Source organism: Methanobrevibacter sp. 87.7, assembly GCF_002208625.1.
Classification (GTDB): domain Archaea; phylum Methanobacteriota; class Methanobacteria; order Methanobacteriales; family Methanobacteriaceae; genus Methanarmilla.
Map to the genome: position 1 here is coordinate 1 of NZ_MRCT01000077.1, position 9,041 is coordinate 9,041.

The 9,041-nt window shown below is 24.9% G+C and carries 9 protein-coding genes; 3 read left to right on the plus strand and 6 right to left on the minus strand.

What is annotated here, in order from left to right; all coding sequences use genetic code 11:
• Positions 1-153: 153 nt before the first annotated feature.
• Both BGI41_RS04975 and BGI41_RS04980 read right to left on the minus strand, forming a co-directional pair.
• Positions 154-582 (minus strand): peptidylprolyl isomerase, encoded by a 429-nt coding sequence (locus BGI41_RS04975; RefSeq protein ID WP_088539129.1) that lies wholly within the window; start codon positions 580-582, stop codon positions 154-156.
• Positions 583-755: 173 nt separating this feature from the next.
• Positions 756-1,790: an aldo/keto reductase gene (locus BGI41_RS04980; RefSeq protein ID WP_088539130.1), complete on the minus strand. Its 1,035-nt coding sequence runs from the start codon at positions 1,788-1,790 to the stop codon at positions 756-758.
• Positions 1,791-2,162: 372 nt separating this feature from the next.
• On the opposite strand from BGI41_RS04980, the gene BGI41_RS04985 reads away from it, so the two are divergent.
• Positions 2,163-3,335 (plus strand): acetylornithine transaminase, encoded by a 1,173-nt coding sequence (locus tag BGI41_RS04985; RefSeq protein ID WP_088539131.1) that lies wholly within the window; start codon positions 2,163-2,165, stop codon positions 3,333-3,335.
• A gap of 182 nt (positions 3,336-3,517) precedes the next feature.
• Here BGI41_RS04985 and BGI41_RS04990 read toward each other — a convergent pair whose 3' ends face one another.
• Positions 3,518-3,922, minus strand: a complete 405-nt coding sequence (locus tag BGI41_RS04990) for an NUDIX domain-containing protein (protein WP_088539132.1) — start codon at positions 3,920-3,922, stop codon at positions 3,518-3,520.
• Between the two features lie 221 nt (positions 3,923-4,143).
• Here BGI41_RS04990 and lysA point away from each other — a divergent pair, with 221 nt between their 5' ends.
• Positions 4,144-5,427 (plus strand): diaminopimelate decarboxylase, encoded by a 1,284-nt coding sequence (gene lysA, locus BGI41_RS04995; RefSeq protein ID WP_088539134.1) that lies wholly within the window; start codon positions 4,144-4,146, stop codon positions 5,425-5,427.
• Positions 5,428-5,445: 18 nt separating this feature from the next.
• Positions 5,446-6,309 (plus strand): diaminopimelate epimerase, encoded by an 864-nt coding sequence (gene dapF, locus BGI41_RS05000; RefSeq protein WP_088539136.1) that lies wholly within the window; start codon positions 5,446-5,448, stop codon positions 6,307-6,309.
• A 315-nt stretch (positions 6,310-6,624) separates the two neighbouring features.
• On the opposite strand, the gene BGI41_RS05005 is transcribed toward dapF, so the two are convergent.
• The 3 genes from BGI41_RS05005 to BGI41_RS05015 are packed head-to-tail and all read right to left on the minus strand — an operon-like array spanning position 6,625 to position 8,785.
• Positions 6,625-7,209 carry a HemK2/MTQ2 family protein methyltransferase gene (locus BGI41_RS05005; RefSeq protein ID WP_088539142.1) on the minus strand — a complete coding sequence of 195 codons (585 nt, stop codon included), beginning with the start codon at positions 7,207-7,209 and terminating at the stop codon, positions 6,625-6,627.
• 2 nt (positions 7,210-7,211) lie between these two features.
• The gene (rsmA, locus tag BGI41_RS05010; protein ID WP_088539138.1) at positions 7,212-8,075 is read right to left on the minus strand and encodes a 16S rRNA (adenine(1518)-N(6)/adenine(1519)-N(6))-dimethyltransferase RsmA; all 864 of its coding nucleotides are present in this window, start codon (positions 8,073-8,075) and stop codon (positions 7,212-7,214) included.
• A gap of 35 nt (positions 8,076-8,110) precedes the next feature.
• Positions 8,111-8,785, minus strand: a complete 675-nt coding sequence (locus BGI41_RS05015; RefSeq protein ID WP_088539140.1) for a DUF655 domain-containing protein — start codon at positions 8,783-8,785, stop codon at positions 8,111-8,113.
• Between the last annotated feature and the right edge of the window lie 256 nt (positions 8,786-9,041).

Consider the following 9,041-nt stretch of genomic DNA (forward strand, 5'->3'; position numbering starts at 1 on the left):
AGTTTATATATTGAATATAGTTTTAAAATTAGTTATTAAATTTTTATTAAGATATTTTTAAAATTAGTTATTTTCTAAATTTTATTGAATATAGTTTTTAAAATTAGCTATTTTTATTATTAAGATTAAGATAAAAAAAGTAAGTAATAGGAATTATCCTGTTACTCTAACTTTTGTCATTTTATCTCCTTGTCTAATATTATAGACAACATCCATACCTTCGATAACTTGACCAAATACAGTATGTACACCATTTAAATGAGGTTGTGGAGATAAAGTAATAAAGAATTGACTTCCTCCAGTGTCTTTACCTGCATGAGCCATAGATAAAGCACCAGTTCCATGTTTATGTGGATTTCCTTCAGTTTCACATTTAATTGTGTAACCTGGTCCTCCAGTTCCATCTCCGTTAGGATCTCCTCCTTGAATAACAAAGTCTGGAATTACTCTATGGAAAGTTAATCCATCATAAAATCCACTATTTGCTAATTTTTCAAAGTTAGCAACAGTTCCAGGAGCTTCATTAGGGAATAATTCTAAAATAATTGTTCCTTTTTCAGTTTCCATTGTAGCTTTTTTCATTTTATCACTTTAATTCTTTTTAATGTTTTAATAAAATTTTTTATTAAACATTATTAATTTTTATTTTAATTAAATATTAAAATATAGTTTTTTTATTTAATTTACTATATTAATAAATTTTTGTAATTTATTTTTTTTAGTATTTTGATTTTTTATTATATTAATAAATTATTTTATTCTTTATATGTGTTTATTTTTCCAGATAAAACATTTTGATAATCTTCGTAGTTTTCACGAAGAAGTTTTGGAATATTAAGTTCATATGGACATTTACTAAGACATTCACCACATTCTTCACAATCAAGTGTTTTTTCCATCATTTCTTGGTATTCAGGAGTAAGATATGGTTCAGTTGGGAAACGTCTAATCCATAATGACATTCTAGCACACATATTTATATTAATACCATTAGGACATGGTTGGCAGTATGCACATCCTCTACAGAATTCTCCAGAAAGTTCTTCTTTGTCTTCATTAATTACTTCTTTAAGTTCTTTATTAAGTTTAACATTATTTTTTTGATAAGTTAAAAATTCATCTAATTCACTTTCTTTCTGTATTCCCCATATTGGAAGGACAGTAGGATATTCTTCCATAAATGCATATACTGCTTTAGATTCTTTAAGTAATCCTCCACTCATTGCTTTCATTGCAATAAATCCTACATTTTTTTCTTTACATAAGTTAATAATTTTGAAATCTTTCTCTTCACTTAAATATGAAAAAGGGTATTGCATAGTTTCAAATAATCCACTTTTAATTTCTTTTATTGCAAGTGCATTTTTATGGGTGGTTATTCCTATGTGATTTATTAAACCTTCTTCTTTTGCTTCAAGAAATACATCATATATTCCATGTTCATCATTAGGTTTTGGACAAAATGGTGGATTATGGAATTGATATAAATCTAAATAATCTGTTTTAAGATTTTTAAGACTAGTTTCAAGGTCTTTCCATACTCCTTCTGGTTCTAATGATTTAGTTTTACTTGCAATATAAATATCTTCACGAACATTAGATAATGCTTTACCTATTCTTTCTTCACTGTTTGAGTAAGCTCTTGCAGTATCATAAAAATTAATTTTATTATTATATGCTTTTTTTAGAAAAGATATTGCATCTTTTTCTTCTGCTCTTTGAAGAGGTAATGCCCCAAAACCAAGTTTATTTACAATTAAGTCTGTTTTTCCAAGTTTTACACTTTCCATAATATCCTCTATTTAATTTATAATTAATTTTTTATATATTTTTTATTTTAATTAAAGTTTACAGATTATTTAAATCTTTTATCTATTTAAAATTATATTTTTAAAGTATATTATAGGTTATTTTAATCTTTTTAAGAATTTTATCTATTTAAAATTATATTTTTAAAGTATATTTTTTAAAATAATACTTTTTTAATTATTTAAGCTTAATTATTTATTTAGTTTTTAATAAAAAAGTATTTATAAATTAAATAAAATATAAAATTATTAATAGAATGTTTTATTTATTATAAAACTATTTTTTTCTTTATTTAAGTTTTAAATTTAAAAAATTATTTTATTATTTTTCAAATTAATTAAGGTGTTATTATTATGAATACTAATGAAGTTATGGATAACTATGATAAGTATGTAATGCATACTTATGGTAGACAACCTATTGTTTTAGATCATGGACATGGTGTTAAAGTCTATGATAAAGATGGAAATGAATATTTAGATTTCTTTGCTGGAATTGCAGTAAATAATGTTGGTCAAACTAACGAAAAAGTCGTTGAAGCTATTAAAACACAAGCTGAAAAAATGATTCATTCATCTAATATTTATTATAATGAACCAGCAGCAGTACTTGCCGAAAAATTAGCAAATAAATCTCATTTTACAAAAACATTCTTTTCTAATAGTGGAGCAGAAGCTAATGAAGCAGCTATTAAACTTGCAAGAAAAGCTACTGGTAAAGGAGAGATTATAACTGCATTAAAATCTTTTCATGGAAGAACAATGTTAACAGTCACTGCAACTGGTCAAGATCAATTTAGTGCACCATTTAAACCATTACCATCTGGATTTAAACATGTTCCATATAATGATTTAAAAGCTATGGAAGATGCAATAAGTGATGACACTGCAGCTATTATGTTAGAAGTAGTACAAGGTGAAGGTGGAGTAAATGTTGCAAGTCAAGAATATATGGATGGTATTCAAAAATTATGTAATGATAATAATATATTACTTATTATTGATGAAGTTCAAACTGGTGTTGGAAGATGTGGTTCTTTCTTTGCACATGATTTATTTGGAATTAAACCAGATATTGTAAGTCTTGCTAAAGGTCTTGGTGGAGGAGTTCCTATAGGTGCAACCTTAGCAACTGAAGAGGTAGCTTCTGCATTTGTACCTGGTGATCATGGTTCTACTTTTGGTGGAAATCCACTTGCTACTGCTGCAGCTGATGCTGTATTAGATTTTATGGATGAAGAAAATCTTTCTGAAAATGCTAAAAAAATGGGTGAATATCTTAAAGATAAATTAAACACTTTAAAAGATAAATATGATTTTGTCTCTGATGTAAGAGGTTTAGGTCTTTTAGTAGGTATTGAACTTACTATGGAAGGTGGAGATATCGTTGATAAAATGAGAGAAAAAGGTGTTTTAATTAATTGTACTGCAGGTAATGTTTTAAGAATTGCTCCTGCTCTTATAATTTCAAAAGAAGATATTGATTCTATGATAGAAAAATTAGATGAAGTATTTTCTGAAATCTAATTTTTATTTTTTCTATTTTTTCATATTTTGTATTTATATTATTTTTTAGCTATTTACTAGATTTTTCTATTAGTTTTTTATTTTTAAGCTTTTTTTATACATTAATTTCATTTTTTAGCATGATTATATTTTTTTATAATTTTTTACATGTTTAAATTCTTTATTTTTTATTAGCTATTTTATTAAATATTCCAATTTTTCTTTTTTAAAACTTTTAGTGTAGTACGACTTAAATCCATATTTTTAAGTTCTTCTATACTTTTCCAATCATAATCTATATGTTCATTACTAATTTTAACTATTTCATCTCCAATTATATCTACATACATATATAGTTGTATTGTAATTCTTTTTTCTTGTTCATCTTCAATTGCTTCATAAAATCCATTTGCTTTTACAGTTAAATTAGTTTCTTCTTTGAATTCTCTTGTTAATGTTTCATCAAAATATTCATTATGTTCTGCTTTTCCACCTGGAAATTCCCATTGATTTGGAAAGGTTCTACTTTTAGGGTGTCTTTTTAAAACAAGTATTTTTCCATCTTTTTTAGCTATTCCTCTTACTGAAAGTCCATAACCTTTTTCCATTTTTTATACCTCTTTTAAAATAATTTTTTGTCTTAGCTAAAATTTATATATTAATAAGTTTATATAAGTAGTGTTATCTTTTTTAAAATAAATTAAATATTAAAAATTATATAATAAAAGTAAGGAGTATAATATTTTTATTAATAAAATTATTATATTGATTTTAAACTATATTGATGACTTAATAAAAATCTTTTAAATTTATTATCTGGAGGATTATAATGGATTTAAATATTAAAGTAAATGAAAAAGACCATTTAAATATTGGTGGTGCTGATGCATGTGATCTTGTAGATGAATTTGGTTCCCCAATTTATGTAATTGATGAAAATAGAATAAGGGATAATTATAATAGATTTTATAATGCATTCTCTAAATATTATCCAGATTTTAAAGTATTTTATGCTTGTAAAGCTAATACAAATCTTGCAGTTATGAAAATACTTGAAAGTGAAGGATGTTGTGTAGATACAGTTTCACCTGGTGAAGTTTATACATGTGAAAAATTAGGTTTTTCACCAGATAGAATTTTATTCACTGGTAATAATATCACTAATGAAGAACTTAAAGAAGTTCATGATATGGGAGTTATTTTAAATGTTGATTCAGTATCAGCAATTAAAAGACTTGCTAGTGTTGTAGATCCTAATGGTCTTAAATTATCTATTAGAGTAAATCCTATGGTTGGTGCTGGACATCATGCTCATACCATTACTGGTGGTGTAATGAGTAAATTTGGTATTATGGATAATGAAGCAGTTGAAGTATATCAATTAGCAGAAGATTTAGGATTTGATCCTGTAGGTATTCATTCTCATATTGGTTCAGGAATTTTAGATCCAGAACCATTTAAATTAGCAATTGGTTCTACTATGGATATTGTAGGTAAAGTTCATGAAGAAGCAGGTATTGATTTTGAATTTGTAGATTTCGGTGGAGGTATTGGAGTACCTTATACTCCTGAAGAAAAAGCATTAGATATTGATCATTTTGCTCATGAAAATATTAAATACTTTGAAGAAAAACTTAAAGAGTATAATATGGGTAAACCTACTATGTTCTTAGAACCTGGAAGATATATTGTTGCAGATGCAGTTGATTTACTTGTTAAAGTTAATAGTGTAAAACAAAGTTACAGAAAATATATTGGTGTAGATGCAGGGTTTAACACTTTACTTAGACCTACTATGTATGGATCTTACCATCATATAGTTGATGCAAGTAAAATGAGTGCACCTATTAAAGAAGAAGTAGATGTTGCTGGAGATGTTTGTGAATCTGGAGATTTATTTGCTAGAGATAGACCTTTACCTGAAGTTGAAGAAGGAGATGTTTTAGCAATATTAAATGCAGGTGCATATGGATTTACTATGGCATCACATTATAACTCAAGACCTTTACCTGCTGAGATTTTAGTTAAAGATGGAGATGCAACAGTAGTACGTAAAGCTGAAACATATGATGATTTATTTAGAAATCAAATTATTCCAGATTACTTACAATAGTTTTTGGAGGTAGTTTATATGGTTGATTTAAAAGGATTGAAATTTTCAAAAATGCATGGTATTGGTAATGATTTTCTAATTATTGATGAAAGTGCAGGTACTGTTATTTCTGAATCTGATAAACCTGAAGCTTGTCGTTTCTTATGTGATAGACATTTTGGTGTAGGTTCTGATGGTGTTTTATTTGTTGAAACTTCATCTGAAGCAGATATTGGTTACAGAATGTTTAATCCAGATGGTTCAGAAGCAGAAATGTGTGGTAATGGTATTAGATGTTTTGCTGACTTTGTATATAGGAAAAAAATTCTTGAAGTAGAATCAATGACAGTTGAAACAAAAAGTGGAATTAAAACAATTGATATTACACTTGAAAATAATGAACCTAAATTCTTTAGGGTAAATATGGGTACATCTACCTTTAAAACTGATGAAGTTCCTATGATTTATGATGGAGAAGAATGTGTCAATAAAGAATTAGAAGTTGAAGGTGAAAAATTTAATATTACTGTATTAAGTGTTGGAAACCCTCATGTTATTATTTTTGTTGATGATGTTGATAGTGTAGATATTGATAAATTTGGTCCTGCATTTGAAACTCATAGATTATTCCCAGAAAATATTAATGTTCATTTTGTAGAAGTTATATCTAGAAATGAAGGTAAAATGAGAACATGGGAACGTGGTGCTGGTGTAACTCTTGCTTGTGGTACTGGTGCTACAGCTATTGCTATTGCAGGTTATAAAAATGATTTATTTGACTCAAATGTTCTTTTACATCTTCCTGGTGGAAATCTTAAATTCACTGTTTACAAAGAAGGAGAACAATTAGGAGCATTTATGGAAGGACCTGCAAAATTAGTATTTGATGGAGAAATTCAATAATTTCTTCATTTTATTATTTTATTTAAAATTAGTTATTATTTTTATTTAATTATAAAAATGATTTATTTTCTGTTTTTATTTATTTTAAGTTTTATTTAATTATTTTAGATTTATTTTTTGATTATTAGATTATTTATTAATCTTTAAAAAATTAGTTATATTATAAATCTTAAGTTTTTAGCTATTTATTAAAAAAGAGTTTAATGATATAAAAATCATTAATAGATTGTAATTATGTAAATTGCTTATTTTAAGCTATTTATAGATATAAAATCTTTTAGTATTTTGATTAGTTATTATATGGAAATCATTAAATTATATTAAAGTAGCAGTTATTAAAACTACATCCTCAAAAAAGAAGTGTTCTTTTTTTGTAATTTCACATATAAAACCTTCACTTTCTAATATTTCAAATGTTTTTTCAATATTAGATAATGAAGACTGTATCATCTGAACTTTTCCATGTTTGTTTAAATGATTTTTCAACCCATATAAAAATGGATCTATAACTTTTCTTCCATCTACTCCACCATCAAATGCATAATTTAAGTCAGTATCAATAATATCTTCTTTTTCAGTTGGTAAATATGGAGTATTAAATAGAATTACATCAAACTTTCTATTTTCAAAAGGTTCATAAAGATTTCCAAATTTAATTTCAATATCATTAATCCCATTATTTTTAAAATTTTCCTCTGCAATTTCAAGAGCATTAATATTAATATCACTTACTGTAATTTTATCTGATTTTTCTCTTGCATAAATTGCAACTAGACCTGATCCAGTACCAATTTCTAAAACAGAATCCTCTGGGTTTATTTGAAGATTTTCTGCTAAAAGAAATGTATCTTCAGCAGGTTCATAAACTAAATCATCAGTTTTAATATTATATTTTCCCATTTTCATAAAATATCACTTAATAATTTTGTAATTTCAAGTATTTCTTCAGGACTTAAACTGATTACTCTTTTTTCAAGTAGTTTATCTAAATTTTCTGAATTTAAGTTTTTAATATCTGTTTTTAATTCTTTTTTATCAGTATAACCTAATTCATGACGAGAATTTATTATTGAATTTTCTGCTTTTTTATTTTTATGTTGGAATAATGCTTTACAAACTTTTTCATAGTTTTTAAATAATTCTTTATCTTTAATTTTATTATTTGGAGTGAGTTTTACAACTGCAGAATCTATTTTTGGTTTTGGCATAAAACATTCTGCAGGAACTTTTGTTAACAATTCAATATCTACTTTAAAATGTAACATTGCAGATAATCTTGAATAATTTCTTTCTCCAACATTACTTAACATTCTATATGCAAATTCTTTCTGATACATTAACACTCCAAATTTAAATGGATAATTAAGAAGTTTAAAAGTAATTGGTGAAGAAATTTGATAAGGAAGATTTGATATTACCTTATCAAATCTTGGAAAATCTACTTTAAGTGCATCATCATTTATAATTTCAATATTATCTATTGAATTATCTTCAATACGCTTATTTAATATATTAAGAACTTTTTTATCTTTTTCGATGCATATTACTTTTTTTGCTTTCTTAGCCATTTTTAAAGTTAAAGTACCTATTCCAGGACCAATCTCTAAAATAGTATCATTAGAATTAATATTTCCAAAATCAATTATCTGATTTCTTTTTGCATCATCTATAAGAAAATTTTGGCCTAAATTATGATTTAAAATTAAATCATATTTTTTTAAAAGCTTTTTAGTTTCTTTTGCTAATGAAATTTGATTATTATTCAATTAATCACTTCTTTAGAAAATATTTGCTTATAAATTTAATTATTCCTTTTAATTTTTGATTTATTCCTATTTTTTCTTTTCTGTTCTTTATAATATTCTCTCATTCTTTCACTAGGAATTTGAGTAAATAGGTAATATTTCTTTTTACCTTTTTTAACAGTATTTGGATCAAGTTCTTGTATTACTCTATTTGTAATCATATTTATTGGATTTGGTAATGAAGGTACTCTTTCTTGTAAATCTTTATATGATTCAAATGGTTTTTCATCTCTAGCTTTTAGAATGTTCCACATTGTTTTTTTACCTATTCCTGGAAGAAGTTCTATTTTATGTAATCTAGTACTTAATGAACCTGCAGTATTAAAGAAATTAATATATTTGTCCTCTTGTTTTTCAATAATTTCTTTTATTGCATATTCTAGTTCAACACGACTAGTAGCTGTTAGATTATTGTAATCAAGTTTTCGTACTGTTTTTATTTTATCTCTTTTTCCAGAACCTATGTATACTTTTTCATGAATTTCAATATCTACATTATCTTTTGGTATAAGTTCAAGAAGAGTAAATTTATCTGTGCCTATTGATTGTATTACTGGTTTGTTTTTAAATTTAGTTCCTGTTTTATTTACATAACCTAATCTAAGATAATCTAGGACTATAGCATATTCTTCTTTTTTAAATTTATACTTATTATTTTTTTCAATTTTCATTTTCCTCACTTCTTTATTATGTTAAGTCCTTAATTTTTTTAATATTAAATAATTATATTAAAATTAATTACCTTATAATATATTCATTATATTTAATATATTTTCTTTTATTGTTGTTTATTAAAGTAAAAATTAGTATGAGTTTTTTTATTATTTTACTTAAGTAAAAATAGATATTTATTTTTATTTTAAACTTTTATTATATTTTAATTACGCTAATATTTTAATAATTTGTAAAATATTTCTTTAAAATTAA